15 protein-coding genes and 1 pseudogene are annotated in these 18,363 nt (G+C 55.6%); 4 read left to right on the top strand and 12 right to left on the bottom strand.

Annotation, left to right across the window (positions count from 1 at the left end):
- Positions 1–56 precede the first annotated feature (56 nt).
- The 3 genes and pseudogenes from Tam1G_RS00725 to Tam1G_RS00715 all read right to left on the bottom strand — a co-directional run bounded on the left by Tam1G_RS00725 (position 57) and on the right by Tam1G_RS00715 (position 2,224).
- Positions 57–911, bottom strand: a complete 855-nt coding sequence (locus Tam1G_RS00725; protein WP_242689659.1) for an amino acid ABC transporter ATP-binding protein — start codon at positions 909–911, stop codon at positions 57–59.
- A pseudogene (locus tag Tam1G_RS00720) lies at positions 904–1,578 on the bottom strand (amino acid ABC transporter permease). Before Tam1G_RS00720 ends, Tam1G_RS00725 begins: the two are co-directional and overlap by 8 nt.
- Positions 1,565–2,224 carry an amino acid ABC transporter permease gene (locus tag Tam1G_RS00715; protein ID WP_101625100.1) on the bottom strand — a complete coding sequence of 220 codons (660 nt, stop codon included), beginning with the start codon at positions 2,222–2,224 and terminating at the stop codon, positions 1,565–1,567. Before Tam1G_RS00715 ends, Tam1G_RS00720 begins: the two are co-directional and overlap by 14 nt.
- A gap of 262 nt (positions 2,225–2,486) precedes the next feature.
- On the opposite strand from Tam1G_RS00715, the gene Tam1G_RS00705 reads away from it, so the two are divergent.
- A complete protein-coding gene (locus Tam1G_RS00705) occupies positions 2,487–3,137 on the top strand; it encodes an alpha/beta hydrolase (RefSeq protein WP_101625119.1) in 651 nt (216 codons plus the stop codon).
- Here Tam1G_RS00705 and Tam1G_RS00700 read toward each other — a convergent pair.
- Positions 3,125–5,329 (bottom strand): GTP-binding protein, encoded by a 2,205-nt coding sequence (locus Tam1G_RS00700; RefSeq protein ID WP_101625098.1) that lies wholly within the window; start codon positions 5,327–5,329, stop codon positions 3,125–3,127. The two genes, Tam1G_RS00705 and Tam1G_RS00700, sit on opposite strands and share 13 nt — an antisense overlap.
- 219 nt (positions 5,330–5,548) lie before the next feature.
- Here Tam1G_RS00700 and Tam1G_RS00695 point away from each other — a divergent pair, with 219 nt between their 5' ends.
- Positions 5,549–6,889 (top strand): hypothetical protein, encoded by a 1,341-nt coding sequence (locus tag Tam1G_RS00695; RefSeq protein WP_133124954.1) that lies wholly within the window; start codon positions 5,549–5,551, stop codon positions 6,887–6,889.
- 179 nt (positions 6,890–7,068) lie between these two features.
- Positions 7,069–7,779: a 3'-5' exonuclease gene (locus Tam1G_RS00690; RefSeq protein WP_165781850.1), complete on the top strand. Its 711-nt coding sequence runs from the start codon at positions 7,069–7,071 to the stop codon at positions 7,777–7,779.
- Between the two features lie 58 nt (positions 7,780–7,837).
- Here Tam1G_RS00690 and Tam1G_RS00685 read toward each other — a convergent pair whose 3' ends face one another.
- From Tam1G_RS00685 to Tam1G_RS00650, 8 genes are all read right to left on the bottom strand, one after another.
- The gene (locus Tam1G_RS00685) at positions 7,838–8,161 is read right to left on the bottom strand and encodes a hypothetical protein (protein WP_033889689.1); all 324 of its coding nucleotides are present in this window, start codon (positions 8,159–8,161) and stop codon (positions 7,838–7,840) included.
- 89 nt (positions 8,162–8,250) lie between these two features.
- Positions 8,251–8,841, bottom strand: coding sequence for a guanylate kinase (gene gmk / locus Tam1G_RS00680; RefSeq protein ID WP_101625095.1), 591 nt, complete (start codon positions 8,839–8,841; stop codon positions 8,251–8,253).
- A 162-nt stretch (positions 8,842–9,003) separates the two neighbouring features.
- Complete coding sequence (gene pyrF / locus Tam1G_RS00675) at positions 9,004–9,930, bottom strand: orotidine-5'-phosphate decarboxylase (protein ID WP_101625094.1); 927 nt, start codon at positions 9,928–9,930, stop codon at positions 9,004–9,006.
- Positions 9,930–13,313, bottom strand: a complete 3,384-nt coding sequence (carB, locus tag Tam1G_RS00670) for a carbamoyl-phosphate synthase large subunit (protein WP_101625093.1) — start codon at positions 13,311–13,313, stop codon at positions 9,930–9,932. Before carB ends, pyrF begins: the two co-directional genes overlap by 1 nt.
- 1 nt (position 13,314) lies before the next feature.
- The gene (carA, locus tag Tam1G_RS00665) at positions 13,315–14,532 is read right to left on the bottom strand and encodes a glutamine-hydrolyzing carbamoyl-phosphate synthase small subunit (RefSeq protein WP_165781854.1); all 1,218 of its coding nucleotides are present in this window, start codon (positions 14,530–14,532) and stop codon (positions 13,315–13,317) included.
- A 237-nt stretch (positions 14,533–14,769) separates the two neighbouring features.
- On the bottom strand, positions 14,770–15,273 hold the full coding sequence (gene nusB / locus Tam1G_RS00660) for a transcription antitermination factor NusB (RefSeq protein ID WP_101625091.1): 504 nt from the start codon (positions 15,271–15,273) through the stop codon (positions 14,770–14,772).
- A 33-nt stretch (positions 15,274–15,306) separates the two neighbouring features.
- Positions 15,307–15,870 carry an elongation factor P gene (gene efp, locus Tam1G_RS00655; protein ID WP_033889801.1) on the bottom strand — a complete coding sequence of 188 codons (564 nt, stop codon included), beginning with the start codon at positions 15,868–15,870 and terminating at the stop codon, positions 15,307–15,309.
- Between the two features lie 209 nt (positions 15,871–16,079).
- Positions 16,080–16,775 (bottom strand): L,D-transpeptidase, encoded by a 696-nt coding sequence (locus Tam1G_RS00650; protein ID WP_242689660.1) that lies wholly within the window; start codon positions 16,773–16,775, stop codon positions 16,080–16,082.
- A 662-nt stretch (positions 16,776–17,437) separates the two neighbouring features.
- On the opposite strand from Tam1G_RS00650, the gene Tam1G_RS00645 reads away from it, so the two are divergent.
- Positions 17,438–18,325, top strand: a complete 888-nt coding sequence (locus tag Tam1G_RS00645) for a CTP synthase (RefSeq protein WP_242689661.1) — start codon at positions 17,438–17,440, stop codon at positions 18,323–18,325.
- Positions 18,326–18,363 lie beyond the last annotated feature (38 nt).

Genomic DNA, 18,363 nt, shown 5'->3' with positions numbered 1-18,363 from the left:
TTGCTATTTATTTCTTGGTTGTGATGGGTATTCAGTTATCCAGTTCAGTTATGAAGTCACTCAAATTCGAAGGTGCGCAGGAACTGCTGGGCGCGTTCGGTTTGCGGGTGGGCAAAGAACGCGTGAGCATCATGTGATTCCTCGACGATGTGGCCGCCATCCAGCAGAATCACATGGTCGGCAATAGCGCAGGCGAACTGCATTTCATGGGTCACGATGAGCATGGTCTGCCCGGCCTTGGCCAGTTCAAGCACTACGTCAAGCACTTCACGCACCATTTCCGGGTCAAGTGCTGCGGTGATCTCATCGAGCAGCAGTACTTCCGGGTGCAGAATCAATGCTCGGCAGATGGCGACGCGCTGCCGCTGACCGCCGGAAAGCTCGTGCGGCCATGCGTCCTTGCGATCGGCAAGGCCCACTCGTTCGAGTAGCTTCAGCGCTTCAGCTTCGACTTCCGCCTTGTCTCGCTTCTGTACGAGCACCGGAGCCATCGTAATGTTGCCCAGCACGGTTTTGTTCGGGAACAGGTCGTAGCTTTGGAACACCATGCCGATGCGCGTACGCAATTCACTGGAACGATTGGAGCGTCCGGCTTTTTCAGTGCCGGGCTTGCCTTCGTCAATTACCTTCTCATTGATGGAGATGGTGCCGCCCTGAATCGGCTCAAGACCGGCGAGAGTGCGCAATAGCGTGGATTTTCCGGAGCCGGAGGGCCCGAGCACCACCAGCACGGTGCCGTGCTCTACTTTGAAGGAGATATCGTCCAGTACCGGCTTGTCCGCATTGGCATACTGCTTGACCAAATGCTTGACTTCGAAACCTTTGCAGTCGGATACCGCGGAAGGCCTGGAAGTCTCGAATGCTGCAATAGCTTCGGAATTGACTGCGTTGGGCAGGGTTTGTTCAGTCATGTGACCACCTCTTTTCCAGACGGCGGGCCACGATGGATAGCGGCCAGCACACAATGAAGTACATGAAGAAGATTGCTCCATAGATCCACAGGGTGCCTGTGGGGAATTGGAAGCGGTTGGCGTCGATAATCTGCTGGCCCACCTTGATCACTTCGACCACACCAAGCAGCACAGCCAATGAAGTGGTTTTCACAATGCGCGTGGCCAGGTTCACGCTGGCCGGCAGCAGTCTGCGCACAGCCTGCGGCAGAATCACGCGGGAGAACGTCTGCCACGGGCTCAAACCAAGCACATAGCTGGATTCGTATTGCGCTTTGGGAATCGACTGCAATGCACCGCGCACCAGATCGCCAAGTTCCGCGCCGCCCCACAGAATGAACACGAGCACGCAAGCACCGGTGGCATCCAGATTCCAGTCGAACCAGCGGGCAAAACCGTAGTAGGCGAGGAATAGCAAGGCCAACTGCGGCATGATGCGAATGAAGTCAAGGTAAACGCGCATGATGGCGCGCACCACCGGATTCTTCAATGTCATCAGCTAGCCGACCAGCAGGCCCACGGGAATGGATACGCCTACAGATACGCCGGCAATCCAAACGGTGACCCACAGTCCTTGCAGCAAACGGGGGAAGACTCCCGGCTGAAGCAGTATTTCAGCGCCGTGCATAGTCGAACCTCCGCTCCAGCCATGTGCCAAAGATGGAAATCGGCAGCAGAATCACCAAGTAGGCCACGATCAACATGAACAGTGACTCATAGGTGCTGTAATACATGCCGATCAGATCCTTGGCCATATACATCACGTCCGCGAGCGCGATGGCGGAAACCACACTGGATTCCTTGAACAGGAAGATCACGTTGGCCACCAGTCCGGGTACCGCGGTGGAAATGGCTTGCGGCAGCACTACTCGGGTAATGGATTGCAGTGGGGTCAAGCCCAGCACATAAGCGGTTTCGCGCTGCACATTCGGCACTGATTCCAATCCGCCGCGCATGGCTTCGGCCATATAGGAGCCGCCAAGGAATCCGAGACCGACGATGGCGCAGGTTTCGGCCGACCAGACCACACCCAGCTTGGGCAGACCGAAGTATAGGAAATACAGTTGCACCAGCAGCGGGGTGTTACGGCTCAGCTCAATGTACACGCGCACTATCTGACGGGCCACTGGAATACGAGCGATTTCTATGCCAGCACAAATCAGTCCCACTGCGATGGCAAGCAGGATGCCAAACACCGAAATGAATATGGTCATTAGGGTGCCGTTGACGAAGAAGGGTGCGTAGCGTTGTACAAATGACCAGTCAAAAGCCACGGACGCACTCCTTTCTCTTCAGCTCTCTCATGTCTTGTTGTCTCTTAGTCTCTTCAATGGCGTTCATCATGATCACGATGCCGCAATCGGACAAGGCATCATGTGCAAGAAACGATTCGGGGGCTGAATAATCGATATATTCAAGCCCCCGCTGGTAATCGTAAAGTATTTCAGCGCTCAACGATACCGTTTGGTTATAGAGGTTGGTTATAGGGTCTTATGAGTGCAGTGTGAGCGATGAGGCTACTAGACTATGGAAATTATGAAGATCACGAAGGCTTTGACCCGTTTGAAGGGCCCGGATTCCGCTCCTGTGTTCCTGCTGCTGCATGGTTGGGGTTCCAATGAGTATGATTTGCCTGATTTATTGAACTATTGCGGCGCGGGCTCGGCTGATTACGCCAGTTTGCAGGCACCTATCGCTTATGGCATGGGGTACACATGGTTTGGCGATTGGGCTCACGAGGGCGTGCCGGAAGGCACTTCGCTCGAACACCAAGCGCTCGAAGCCGCGCAAGCCATCGATACGTGGGTCAGTGAGAACATTCCTGCCAGTCGCCCCGTGGTGACGCTGGGATTCTCGCAAGGTGGGCTATTGGCCTGCCATATGCTGCGCTTCAACCCTGAACGGTATGCGGCCGCTGTCTCCTGCTCCGGCTGGCTAGCTCCGGGCGCAATGCCCGGCGATGAAGAACTCAAGACCCTGCAACGCCCGGTGTTCTATGGCCACGGCGCAATCGACGATATTTTCCCTGTTGCCGATGTACAGGCCATGAGTGACTTCTGGGCTGCCCATAGCAAACTGACCGAGCAGATCTACCCTGGTATGGCGCACTCCATCAACATGCCGGAAATGCGCGATATTCAACGGTTCCTGGAGTCAAACAACTTCGTTCGCCCTCAGATTTGGTAGGCGTAATCGAGGTGTTTGAATTCGGGCACTTTGTACCATTTGACTGGGTAGCCGGCTCCGTGGGCACAGAACACCGAATCCGGAGTATTGTCCAAGTCTGATTCCGGATCATATTGCGCTGCGCGAATCACCTGATTCTCGTTATGGCATGGCCGGTATCCGCCGAAAGTTGCGGAGAATCGGCCGCGGCCATGCGTGTACTGGCTGACGTCCATTGCGTAATCACGCATTTCGGAAACTGGAGCGGAACCCGTAATCATCGCATATTCGCCATCATCAGCAGGTGAATCGAAAGTGCCTGCCATACGCTGAATATCACTCATCGCACGGCCGATCATCTCGCTCGGCACTTCCAACCTGAACCGATACCACGGTTCCAGAATGCGGCAATTGCCCGCTTCACTGGTATCCGGGCGTTCATCAACCGGCGTTTGCGGATGGCCAATCACACCGGCATGTGCTTCCATCAATCCTTGGCGAATCGCGCGGTACGTGGCTTGGCGGAAGTCACCGCCTTCCGTATGTTTCAAATGTGCTTTGCCAGCCACCAAGGTCATCTTGATATCGGTAAGTGGCGCCCCAATCAGCACGCCCACATGTTCACGTTCGGTCAAATGGGTGAGAATCAGTCGCTGCCAATTGCGATCCAAATCGTTTTCGGACATAGCAGAGGTTACGTTCACGCCACTGCCCGGCTCCCCGGGCTCCAGCAGAATATGCGCTTCGGCATAGTGACGCAATGGTTCGAAATGTCCAGCGCCTTCAATCGGCGCGGTAATCGTTTCGCGGTACAGAATCGAACCTGCACCAAAGACCACATCCAATCCGAATCGTTCGGACAATGTCTGCTGAATAATCTCCAGTTGCACCGCACCCATCAGCTGCACATGGATTTCCTGCAGACGTTCCACCCAAACCACATGCAACAGCGGATCTTCATCCTCAAGTTCACGCAAGGCGGCAAGTACCTTATGCAAAGTCAAATCATCAAACTTCGGGCGCATCACCGGCTCGGTGGGTGATGATTCCTGAGCATCAGCGGATTCTTCCGTATCCTCACCATCGGGCGCTGTATTGCCGCGCTCCCCCGTCGCTGATGTTTTGCCGGAAGCCGCGAGGTCAGACAGACCAGCTGCCTCGGCCGGCAATACCGTATAGGTGAGCACTGGCTGCAATGCCGGCGCTTCGGCATTGGATTCAGCACCCAATCCGGCCCCCGGGAATGTATGGGTCAGACCGGTGACCGCACACACGCCGCCTGCCGACACCTCAGTCACGGTCTCGAATTTGGCTCCGTTATAGATACGTACCTGATCGATTTTTTCCTGCCACTGTTCGCCATCCGACTGTGCAAACGCGCCGGCAGCATTACCGCTCACCATTGCTTTGGCCTTCAGTACGCCACCGGTTACGCGCAACCATGTCATACGATTGTGCTGATTATCGTGCGCGATTTTGAATACTTGCGCACCAAAATCATTCGGCCAATTAGGCTCCCGAGTGAATACCTCCATGCCGTCAAGGAATTCCTCCACACCTTCGAGCTTCAAAGCCGAGCCGAAGTATACGGGGAACAGCTCACGCGATTGAACCATCCGACGTACTCGTTCAATCGTTATTACGCCTTGTTCCAGGTATTCATTCATCGCCTGCTCATCAAGCGTGGCGATGTCTTCAGCGTCATTGCCGAAATCCACTGTGGCATCGGCACAATCATCGATTTGCGGAAATGGGAACACCGCATCACTTAACCGTTTGCGCAGTTGCGCCAGCACCGCTTCCCTATCAAACCCTGCAGCATCGCATTTGTTGACGAAGATGAACGTCGGCACACGGTACCGCGCCAGCAAGCGCCACAACGTTTCCGTATGGCCCTGTACACCATCAGTACCGGAGACCACCAGAATCGCGTAATCCAGCACATTCAATACACGCTCGGTTTCGGCGGCAAAATCCACATGGCCCGGCGTATCCAGCAATGTGAGCTTGAGATTGCCGTGTTCCACCAACGCCTGATGCGCGAAAATGGTGATGCCTCGCGCCTTCTCCAACGCATTCGTATCCAAAAAGGCATCACCATGATCCACGCGGCCAAGCTTGCGGATCTCACCGGAACGATATAGCAGCGCCTCGGATAGTGTGGTTTTTCCAGCGTCCACATGCGCCACAATGCCCGCCACAATCCGCTTCATGTTATTCCCGCTTTCCGCCCGTACCAACCACACCAATATATACGATGACGAGGCATACCAGCCGTAACGTGCAACCCGCACACATTGTTCTGGCAATCTGCGAAATACCACCGTTGCCTTCTGAACCATCACAAGCGGTGATAGGCTGTGTGTACGCATTCACTTTTGGGGAGTCCAAAGTTGGGCTAAGGCGAATGCTGAGAGAAAGGACTCACGTTCATGAGCGATGAACATACCAGAGACGATGCCAAGCACAGCAATGAGCAGATACCGTTCGATCAATCGACAACTCCAGCACCTGATACCCAACCTGCTTCCGGGCCAGCGCAACCGCTACCCAATCAGCCTCAGCTGAGTCAGCCTCAGCCCTGGCAACAACAGGCTGTTCCGGTGCAGCCGCAGCAGCCACAACCTTGGCAACAATCACCAGCATCTTGGCAACAGCCGGTGCCAAACCAGACTAGCCCGGTTAACCAGCCAGGCCAGCCGCACTATTACCCACAGCAGCCTGTTCAAGGACCATCCGGGCAGTCCGCGCCTTGGCAGCAATCGGGCCAGCCAATTCCCAATCAGCATCAATTCGCGCCGAATAGTCAGGGGCAGCCTGTACAACCGGGGCACAACATTCCGGTATGGCAGCAGCCCATGCCTGCGCGTCCCGGCGCACCAGTGCCACCTGGCCATCCAATTCCCGGCTATCCACAGCAACCTGGCGTTCCGGCACCTAAGAAGAAACTCTCGCAGAAGTCGCTTATCGGCATCATCGTTGGCGCTGTTGCAGCTGTCGTCGTCATCATTCTTATTGTGGTGTTCGTGGTGAAGCCCGGTTCGCTCACTCAAGACGACTATATTGACGCGCACCAGCAAACCACGGCAATGTACACGAAGTACAGCAAGGTTTCCGCCAGCCTGGTTGATGCTATGGCTACGTCGTATAGTTCATCCTCCAAATTCACTAAGGATGATGCAGCCAAAATCAAAACCAAGGTGAAGGCATTCGATGATGCGAACACTCAGTTCACTCAGATGAAGGCCTATCAGAAGGATGAGGATGTCAAGCAGGCGTTTGACAAGTATCAGGCCAAGGCTAAGAAATTCTCCACTTGGGCGAATAATCTTGCCGACACCGCCGTGCCTATGAGTGAAGCTACTAAAGCTTGCGATGAAGCGCCTACCGCATCACTGTATGACAGCGGTTTTTACAGCGAGTACGATACCTACATTTCTGAATGCACCGCCGCTTTGGATAAGCTCACGGATTCCAAGGTCAGCGGCATTCCGGAATATGCGAAATCACTCAAGGACTATTTAGCTTCGGCAAGCGACATTCTCAAGCAAATGCAGACGTTGGGCGATCCGAACACCATCGAATACGGTACCGACGCCTACGACCAGATGTATAGCCTCATCAGCAAATTCTATGATTTGCAGTTCCCCTACGATGCCTCAACCAAACTCAGCGATGAGTTCAGGGATGCGGAAGACAACGCGAATCCATCAAAGGAACTCAACGATCTGACCGATAAGCTGCAGGATATCATCACCGAACAAACGAAGTAATTCCCGCAATCCGGCTCCACTAGCCTCGGCCCCGTTGGAGTGTAGTCAGCTGATTCAGCAGCATGATATAGCCACACCAACGGGGTCTTACTATGTCGATTCCGTTACAATATCCAAGCGAGCATGTGCAGCATGCATGCAACCATGTGGACTGATACTTACAGCAGCGAGGAGCCATCGTGACAAATTCCGGCATTACTGTTTTCGGAAGGCCTAATGGAACCAAGGCAATGCAGCACGAGGCACCATCTGAACTGGATGTATTAGGTTTTCCTCGCGATTATGTGACGCTGGATTTGGAGACCACCGGTTTCTACCCGAATCGTTGTGCGATTACGGAGATCGGTGCCGTCCGCGTGCGCGATGGGCGGATTGTCGAACAGTTTCAGGAACTGGTGAATCCGCTGCGTCCGATCCCCCGGCAGATCACGGCGTTGACCGGTATTAACGATGCTATGGTGGCGAATCTGGATCCGATTGACGATGTGCTCCCCCGGTTTATCAATTGGCTTGCTGCCGATTCGCAGCGGGAATCCATTGCCGAACCGATTGTCGGCCATAATGTCAGTTTTGATTTGCGGTTCCTTGATTACAACACCCGTCATATTGCAGGTTCACCGTTTGCTTGCATGGATTATGACACCATGCAGATTAGTCGAGTATTGTTCCCCGAGTTCAAACATCATCGTTTGGCTGATCTCATCGTGCGATTTGGCATTGCGGACAACGAGGAGCACCGCGCATTAAGCGATGCCATTCAGACACAGGAATGCTTGGAATGGATGCATCAGTACACCGCGGAGCATTGCGAGGCTTCAACTATTGATTGGCGAACAGTGCCGGCGAAAACCAGTGCCGAGATCCTTCATCAGCAACTTGTGCTTCGGTAATTCGAGGCAATACCAATGAAGCCCCTCTTTGTGAGGGGCTTCATGTGCTTAGCTGTGGTCACCCGCGTTTGGCGACTAGTTTTTCAGCATCCACGGTCAACGACTCCATAATGGCGTGCTGAGCATCTTTCACATAGCCGAAACCGCCTGCATCAGCGAAAGCTTTCTTGACCTGCGGGTCATAAGAAGCGGCCTTGGTGACATGTGCGATGGCTACCAACACGTTCGGCCATTGCGAGTCGGGCGCGTCATTGCCAAGTTCAGAGTAGAAACGAATGGTTTCCACATCATTGGGGTTGGCACCATTGCCTGGAGCGGACTTCAGAGCTTCAACGATGCCAGCCAGATATTGCTTCATTGGATATTTGGTTGGAATGCTCATACCTCATACGGTAGGAGCATTCCACCGATTTGTTAAGTAAGAACCGCCGATAAATGTATGGAGCTGTTCTTTGCCTATGTGCGGGGCGTTTACAGGCCGTATTCCTTGGCGATAACGTTCCAGAGATCTTCAGCAGCCTGGTCGACGGTGTTATTGACGATGGTCACATCGAATTCGTTTTCCGCGGCCAATTCGACCTTCGCGGTTTCCAGGCGGCGAGCCTGCTGCTCCGGGGTTTCGGTGCCGCGACCGATGAGACGGCGCTTCAATTCCTCGAAACTCGGCGGCGCGATGAACACATACACTACTTCAAGGCCGAGTTCGGCGGCGCGCTGCTTGACGCGACGTGCACCTTGCAAATCGATTTCAAGTATCGTGGGCACGCCCTGAGCCAAGTGTTCTTCGACCGGCTTCAACAGGGTGCCATAGTGAGCCATGCCGTGCACCACGGCGGTTTCCAGGAATTCGTCGGCCTTTTCCCTAGCCACGAATTCATCTTCCGTCAGGAACCAATAGTTCACACCATTGACCTCGCCCGGGCGTGGCTGACGTGTGGTGGCGGAAACCGAAACCCACACCTCCGGATGGTCGGCGCGCAGCTTCGCCTCAACGGTTCCCTTGCCCACAGCGGTCGGGCCAGTCAGCACAATCAAACGGCCTGTAGGCGCATGTTCGCTCATAGTTCCTCCTCGATAACGACCTGGATTCGTAATGAAAATATCGGCATTGTTATTACGAAATGCCGATATATTCTGTGCGTGTTTTGCAGTCACGCCGACTGGATTCTTATGACCCGTTTATGCGTATATCGCTTATGCAGATATACAGAGCCATTACCCACGTTATTTTGTTTGGGTATTCTCGCCTTCAACAGTGGCTTCAAGCAGTGCCTGGCGCACGTCCAAGGCAATGGATTCGGTTGCTTGGCTCAGCGCCGCGATATCCGGGCCATGCGAAGCAATGAAGCGGGACACCGTGACCAGCACGTTGCCACGAGTGCCCTTGAACACGGTCTTCAGATCCTTGGCTTCCGCGCCTTGCCAGCCGTAACCGGGAGACAAAATCGGGCCGGTGAACTTGGAGGGATCCACACCGGAATCCTGCATCCACTGGCCGATGGTCGCACCGATAATCAGACCCACAGAACCCATGCCTTCAATGCCGGCATTATGCTTCTGCGCGGTGGATGCGATGCCATAGGCCACGGTACGCCCCTTGTATTCGCCACTTTGACGAATCGACGTCTGCAGGCTCATGCCTTCAGGGTTCGAGGTCAGTGATGCAATGAACACACCACGCCCGTTTTCCAATGCTTCGGAAATCAGACCGTTCAAGGAACGTGCACCATAGTATGGCAGCAGCGTGATGGCATCAGCCAACATTGGTGCGCCCGGCTTGAAGTAGGCGTCGGCAATGGCGGAGATGGTGGTGGACAGGCCACCGTGCAGGCAGTCGACGATGGTGATAACACCCATCTGGCGTGCCGCATAGAGCACACGCTCGAGCGCTTCGAATCCCTTGGACCCGTAACGTTCGAACATGGACGACTGGAATTTCACCGCTGCAGCTCTGCCGTTAGCGGCCTGCAGCATACGCATGGAGAAGAGTTCGGCACCTTCGGCGTCGACATTATACCCCCAATCGGTGAGGAGCTTTCGATGTGGATCAATGCCTACGCATAATGGTCCATACTTGGCCATCGAATTGCTCAATCGTAAACCGAAATCGGAACGCTGAGCTTGTAGCTCCTCGCCGCTAGTGGTAACCATCAGAACTCCTGTCTCTCCAATTCGAACAGCTGCTTCGAATGATCCTGGATGCTCATGATCTGGTAATCATTATGCTTCACGGCCTCGATGGCGAGCAGTGCGGCTTGGAATTCCGTAACGGTGGTGAACTGCGGCAAATCGGCGGCAATAGCGGCCGCACGGATGGAGTAGCCGTCGGAACGGGAGCCACGGGAGTTCGGCGTGTTGAGGATCATATCGATCTTGCCGTCCTCGATGAGCTGAACCACGTTCTTGCCCACGGATCCTTCGGCATGGTGCACAACCACCGGTGCTTCCGGATCGGTATCCATACGCGTGCTGATCTTGTCGACAATGTTGGAGTCGATGCCGTAACGGCGCAGCACGGAGGCGGTGCCTTCGGTTGCCCAAATCTTGAAGCCGAGTTCCACCAGACGTACGGCGAGCAGCGGCAGCTGACGCTTGTCGGTGTCGTTCACGGAGATGAACACGTTGCCAGAGGTCGGCAGGCCACCTTCGTAAGCAGCAAGCTGGCTCTTGGCGAATGCGTGCGGGAAGTCACGGTCGAAGCCCATAACCTCACCAGTGGAGCGCATCTCAGGTCCGAGAAGAATATCCACGGTCTTGCCCACCGGGGTGCGGAAGCGCTTGAACGGCATCACGGATTCCTTGACCGCCACCTGCTGACCGCGGTGCATCACGCCACCATCGCCCTTGGGCAGCAGCAGACCGTTCTTGCGCTGGTCTTCGATGGTTTCGCCGGCCATGATGCGGGCTGCAGCCTTGGCCAGAGCCACGCCGGTGGCCTTGGACGCGAACGGCACGGTACGGGAAGCGCGCGGGTTAGCTTCGATTACGTACAGCGTGTTGGCCATGAAGGCGTACTGCACGTTGATCAGGCCCTGCACATGGCAACCCTTAGCGATGGCATAGGTACCTTCCCTGAGGCGACGAATCTGATCGTCGGACAGGGTGGACGGAGGCAGAGTGCAGGCGGCGTCACCAGAGTGCACGCCAGCCTCCTCGACGTGTTCCATAATGCCGCCGATGTACAGTTCTTCACCGTCAAACAGTGCGTCGACGTCGATTTCGATGGCATCCTGCAGGAACTTGTCGATGAGCAGCGGGGATGGCAGACGACCGGAAACCACAGTATCGGCCTGAGCTTCGGCCAGTGCGCGATCCACGTACTTGGTGAGCTGCTTGTCGTCGTAGACGATTTCCATGCCGCGGCCGCCGAGCACGTAGCTCGGGCGCACCAGCACCGGGTAGCCGATGCGGTGGGCTGCGTCCATAGCCTCTTCAAGGCTCAGAGCGGTGCCGTAACGCGGTGCGTTCATCTCAGCCTTCTTCAGCACCTCGCCGAAGAGCTCACGGTTCTCAGCCAAGTCGATGGATTCCGGCGTGGTGCCCAAGATCGGCACGCCAGCAGCCTTCAGACGAGCTGCAAGCGAGAGCGGTGTCTGACCGCCGAGCTGCACGATAACACCTTTGACCGGGCCCATCTTCTTTTCGGCCTCGTAGATTTCGAGCACGTCTTCGAAGGTAAGCGGCTCGAAGTAGAGGCGGTCGGACATGTCGTAATCGGTGGACACGGTCTCCGGGTTGCAGTTGACCATGATGGTGTCATAGTCCTTGCCGAGCTCCTGCACCGCGTGTACGCAGGTGTAGTCGAACTCGATGCCCTGACCAATACGGTTCGGGCCGGAGCCAAGGATGATCACGGCTTCGCGCTCACGCGGGCGAAGTTCGGTTTCGTCGGCGTAGCAAGAGTAGTAGTACGGCGTAGCGGCATCGAACTCAGCGGCGCAGGTATCCACAGTCTTGTAGACCGGGCGGATGCCGTAATTCCAGCGCAGTTCACGAATGGTGTTCTCGCCTTCGTCGCCCAGACCACGCAGGTGTGCGATCTGCACGTCGGATAGGCCCGCGAGCTTAGCCTTCTTCAGCAGCTTCGGCGTCAGGGTTTCAGCCGCGCGAACGGTCATGGCCATGTCGTTAATCAGCGTGATCTGCTTCAAGAACCACGGATCGATCTTGGTGGCCGCATACAACTGCTCGACGGTGGCACCACCCCAGATGGCGCGCATCAGCTGCAGGTAGCGATGCTCAGTCGGCACATGCACCTTTTCAAGCAACTCGGCGACTTCTTCAGCGGACGGCTTCTCGCCATCCCAGTTGAAGCCCATGTGGCGCTTATCGATGGACCGCATGGCCTTGCCCAGAGACTCCTGGAAGTTGCCTGCCAGAGCCATAGCCTCGCCCACCGACTTCATGGAGGTGGTCAAGGTCGGATCGGCACCCGGGAACTTCTCGAATGCGAAGCGCGGCACCTTGGTGACCACGTAGTCGATGGTCGGCTCGAAGGAAGCCGGGGTGGACTGGGTGATGTCGTTGCGAATTTCGTCCAGCGTGTAGCCGAGGGCCAGCTTGGTGGCGATCTTAGCGATCGGGAAACCGGTAGCCTTGGAAGCCAGTGCGGAGGAACGGGAAACACGCGGATTCATCTCGATAACGATGATGCGGCCGGTGTCCGGGTGAATGGCGAACTGAATGTTGCAGCCACCGGTATCCACGCCCACACCGCGGATGATAGCGATACCGATATCGCGCAGCTTCTGGTATTCGCGATCGGTCAGCGTGAAGCAGGGGGCCACGGTGATGGAATCACCCGTGTGCACGCCCACCGGGTCAACGTTTTCAATCGGGCAGACAACCACAACATTGTCGTTGCGGTCGCGCATGAGCTCGAGCTCGAATTCCTTCCAACCCTCGATGCCTTCTTCGATCAGCACCTCATCGGTCGGAGAGTAGTGGATGCCGGCGCCGGCGATGCGGTGCAACTCCTCTTCATCGTGAGCGATGCCGGAACCCAGACCACCCATCGTAAAGCTCGGGCGCACGACCAGCGGGTAGCCGAGCTCTTCGGCAATGCGATCGCATTCTTCAAGGCTGTGAGCGATGCGGGAACGTGCGGATTCGGCACCTGCTTCATCCACGACCTTCTTGAACAGTTCACGGTCCTCGCCACGGTCGATGGCTTCCAGGGATGCGCCGATGAGCTCGACGTTGTACTTCTTCAGTACGCCGGCCTCGCCCAGTGCCATAGCGGCATTCAGTGCAGTCTGGCCACCGAGGGTCGGCAGCAGTGCGTCCGGACGTTCCTTGGCGATGATTTGCTCGAGAATCGGGGTGGCAATCGGTTCGATGTAGGTGGCGTCGGCCATCTCGGGGTCGGTCATGATGGTGGCCGGGTTCGAGTTGACGAGGATGACGCGGATGCCTTCCTCACGAAGGACGCGGCATGCCTGGGTGCCCGAGTAATCGAACTCTGCAGCCTGACCGATTACGATCGGGCCGGAGCCGATGACCATCACGGATTTGATGTCGGTGCGCTTCGGCATATCACTTACCTTCCTTGATGTTGGCGTTGTTGGCGCGAGCGTCGCGCGGGTTGTTTTTCATCAGTTCGCAGAAACGGTCGAACAGGTAGGCCGCATCGTGCGGGCCTGCTGCGGCCTCCGGGTGATACTGCACGGAGAATGCGGGGATGTCCACGCACTGCAGGCCTTCGACCACGTCATCGTTCAAATCGATGTGAGAGACGAACACCTTACCGTACTTGCCGTTTTCAAATGGAGCGTCCACAGTCTTGCCGATCGGTGCATCGACTGCGAAGCCGTGGTTATGAGCGGTGACCTCCACCTTGCCGGTGGTCACATCCTTGACTGGCTGGTTGATACCGCGGTGGCCGAACTTCAGCTTGTAGGTACCGAAGCCGAGGGAACGGCCCAGCAGCTGATTGCCGAAGCAGATGCCGAAGAACGGGTAGCCGGCATCCAAAACCCGGCGCAGCAGTTCGATTTCCGGACCGGCCTGTTCCGGGTCGCCCGGTCCGTTGGAGAAGAAGACACCATCCGGGTTCAGAGCTTCGATCTGCTCAAACGTGATGGTGGACGGCACCACATGCACGCGGCAGCCACGCTCAGCCATACGGTGCGGGGTCATACCCTTGATGCCGAGGTCAACTGCAGCCACGGTGTACAGCGGTTCCTTGCCTTCGTATTCGCCGCACGGCTCGATGGTGTACATCTCCTTGGTGGAGACTTCATCGTAAAGGCTCAGGCCCTGCATCTGCGGGGTGTCCTTCACGTCCTGAAGCATGCTGTCGATGTCACGCAGCTTGCCGTTTTCCGGATTAAGCAGAGCATCACCGGAGAAGATGCCGGCACGCATCACACCAGCGGAGCGCAGATGGCGCACGAGCTTGCGGGTATCGATGTGGCTCAGGGAAACGATGCCGTTCTTCTTCAGGTCATCGTCCAAGCTGCCTTCGGCACGCCAGTTGCTCACGTTCGGGGATGGATCGCGCACAACATAGCCGGCGACCCAAATGCGGGAGGATTCAGGATCCTCGCTGTTCACACCGGTATCGCCAATGTGCGGGAAGGTCTGCACCACGATCTGGCGATCGTAGCTCGGATCGGTGAGCGTCTCCTGGTATCCGGTCATACCGGTGGCGAAGACGATCTCACCGGTCGTCTTGCCCAGGGCACCATACGGCTCTCCCACATACACCTGTCCGTCTTCCAAAACGAGGACTGCATCGTCCTTGTCATACATCGGAATAGCGATGGTTCCGGACTCGTTCTGGCTCACCAAAACCCCCTTATGCTGTTTCGGGTATTCGTACCAAGGTTAACGGCCAGCTAAGACTCACACGCCGCCTGATGCGAATACGACTTGAGAATCACCCTGCTGGCAGGGGCAGCCGGTACCACACCGGCTTGGATAGCAACGGTCAATTGCCCGTCTACCCATGAAAAAGCCTCCCCACAATGGGGAGGCTTCAATCAATGACTATTCTTCCGTCGGCTGATCATCAGCGGACGGAGCTGCGGAATCAGCGGCATCGGCGGAATCGCCATCGCCAGGATTCTGTGCTGTGGTATCAGCCGGCTCAGCATCCTTTGCATTGCAAATCGCGGAGAGCAGGCCGTGAATGAATGCCGGGGCATCGTCATCACACAAGGTCTTGGCCAATGCCAAAGCCTCATCGATGGCTACCTTATCCGGCACTTCTTCATTGAACAGAATCTCCCACGTGGCGATACGCAGAATATTGCGATCGACCACGCCCATGCGCCTGACCTTCCAGCCCGTGGAGTAATCGTCCAGCGTGCGATCGATCTGGCGACGATGTTCTGCCACACCACGAACGATTTCGATGGCGTAGTCAGGAAGCGGGGTCTGAGCGCCCGGGTGAGCGATGCGCTCATCGAGCAGAGACAGGATATCCTGGCTCTTTTCATCTGCCTCATACAGGGTGTTCAGAGCCCTCTTACGCGCGGTAGAACGTGCCATACTGCTGCTAATCCTCCAGTGCTGCGGAAAGAATCAGTTCTCGCGGCCGGTGTAGGAGCCGTCTTCGGTGTTGATCTTGACGCGGTCGCCCTCGTTGATGAACAGCGGCACCTGGATCTCGGCGCCGGTCTCAACGGTGGCCGGCTTGGTGCCAGCGTTGGAGCGGTTGCCCTGCAGGCCCGGCTCGGTGTGGGTGATGGTCAGGACCACGGAGCCCGGCAGATCAACGTTCAGCGGGGTGCCGTCGTGGAAGGAGACGAGGCAGTCGGTACCTTCGAGCAGGAACTTGGCCTTGTCGCCCACGAGGGTCTTCGGAACCATGATCTGATCGTAGGTGGTCATGTCCATGAACACGAAGTTGTCGCCATCCTCGTAGGAGTACTGGAGGGTGCGGTTGTCCACGGTCTCGAATTCCATCTTCATGCCAGCGTTGAAGGTCTTGTCAACGATCTTGCCGGAAAGCACGTTCTTGATGGTGGTGCGCACGAAAGCGGGGCCCTTGCCCGGCTTGACGTGCTGGAACTTCATGACGGTCCACAGCTGGCCGTCCAGGTTCAGGACGGAACCGTTCTTGATGTCATTGGTAGTCTGTGCCACGTTATTCACCTGTTTTCAAATCAAACTTCTAGGGCAATGCCCAAAAATTGCCTCGGCAATTATGCCACAACGGGTATACAGCGCACTAACCGGGGTTGCGTATGCATGCCGGCATATGAGTGATCGAGCCACTTTGCGGCCGCAACATTTCAGTCGCGGCACACAATTGCCACACAATCATATGTACGACATGCAGCCGTTACAGGCTGTCACGCAATAGTAACCGGCGTACCTTCAGGAATCTGGTTATAGAACCATTGCGCATCAGCCACGGTCAGACGAACACAGCCATGCGAAGCCGGCTGGCCAAGCTTTTCACCTTCGCTGGCAATGTAATCGCCAGCCTCAGGCCCTGTGGGTACCGAATGAAACAGATAGCTGCCTCGGAATCGCACCCAATAATCAGCTCCCATGCCTTCGGAGGCGTTGTAGAAATGCGTGCCGCGTTGTTGAATCACATAATTACCTCGCGGCGTGGCATCATTCATACCGCTGCTGGCAATCATCGTATATATGGTTTTCCCATTGGATTTCACATACACTTTTTGCTCAGCAAGGTTCACATCCACGCTCAAGTTGGAGTACTGCGACAAATCCGGCTGACTGCCCGTGGGATTGGTCCACCGAGCCCGCGCCGCTTCCTCCTGATTAACCTGCGGCACACGACCACGTTTCATATCAGCATCAGCTATAGCGACAGGCTGCTGAGATGCCGTTTGCGCCATTGCCCCGGGCTGCGCTGCTACTTCGCGCCGCCAACCGCCCATCGCCGCATGCGTGCTAAACCCAGCCAAGACAAGAACCAGCACTGCGCATACGGCAACCACAGCACGACGCCTAGTATAAACACGTTTCATACGAGCCTGTTCGCTGGCGCTCAACCGCCCACGACGCCCTGCAGCCATATCATCCAGCTCCTCACAATAATGGCCCCTCTGGCAATCCATTATAGGCAGGCAGAGAGGCCATTATCCCAAGCATTGCACCACCTTTCCGCACCCTAATGGTTTCACATCAATCCGGTACAGAGCAACATAGGCATCGTGCGCGCACAGAGGCCCCATTCACTCTTCTCTTTCCACGAAAAATAAACGAAATATCCGTATGTTCGCGCAATCACGAGAGGTGCGCGAACATACAAACGATTTCACCCCCTGAAATCCTTCGTAAGTTCGCGCAGCACCCGTCAGTTGCGCGAACTTACAAACAAAAAAGCGCTAGCCACTTGCCAAAAACGCTGTCACGCATTGAGTTATCCACATCTGACCTGCAACACGCCGTGAAAACAACCGTTATCCACATGACCTGATTCCACTTGTCTCTGCCATGAACCGTTCTTCATCATGGTCATATGAACACGCACCATGCCATTGAACGTCTTTGCAATGAAGCAGAGAACAACCTCCGATGCTTTTATCCTTCCAACGAGACGGATCGACAAGCCGTATATACACGACTTCACAACGGATTGCTGGTTCGTCCGCATAGAAATGTCTATGTTCGACGCACCTACTGGGATACACTCACCCCATCAGAGCAGCATCGGCATGTCATACGAACAATATCAATGCAGTATCCAAACAGAACGTTTGCCGGCATTAGCGCAGCGGCCATACTGAATTTGGAATATAGCTGGAATTTGAATCGCAACGGAACCATATTCTTGGCTGCGCCAAGCGGCAATTCCAAACGAGTGCATGGCAATATTCAACGCATAGTCATGAGACATCCGCCTATATGCAATGCCGTTCACTACCGGATCAACAAACAATTCCATACCGCTATTGCAGACCCCGCTCTGATTTCCATTGGCGATATTGAAACCACGCTTCCGGGCAATGCTGTAATCACTAATATCATGCCTGTCACGAGTCCGGCTCGTACACTGGTCGACTGCGGTCTACGTTACCCATTCGTATATGCGATGGCCTTGTTTGATTCGGCCCTGCGACAGGGAATCGTGACTCGCGAGCAGATACTGGAGGTCTGCGATTCATTGCAAAAAGACTGTGGACCGGTGCTTCGACTGCTATATTACGCAAACCCACTTAATGAAAACGGCGGTGAATCATTCTGCTACGGCATCATCCTTGATGAAGGTTTCGCTGTTCCGGAATTGCAGCATGTATTCGCATCGCCAACCGGCAATATTCGGGTTGATTTTGTATGGCATACCGAAGATGGAAGGGTTATTGTTTTGGAATTCGACGGGACAGATAAATATGTCAATCCAACTATGACCAACAAGCGCAGCATTCGGCAAGTTGTGCACGATGAACGTCAACGCGAAGATTATCTCAAGCAGGCAGGAGTCACCACAATCATTCGCACTAATTACAAAGAGGTTGAGCAACGAAATCCTCTGGTACGAAAACTATTTGAGGCCAATGTACCTATGGCCCGCGCACACCCCTATTACGAGCGGCGCACCGATGCGACAGGGCGCATTTGGTGACTTCCACTCATCCGTATGTTCGCGCAATCACAAGGGGT

The sequence above is a fragment of the Bifidobacterium imperatoris genome (genome assembly GCF_002860405.1).
Classification (GTDB): Bacteria; Actinomycetota; Actinomycetes; order Actinomycetales; family Bifidobacteriaceae; genus Bifidobacterium; species Bifidobacterium imperatoris.
This window is presented reverse-complemented; position numbering and strand designations above follow the sequence as displayed.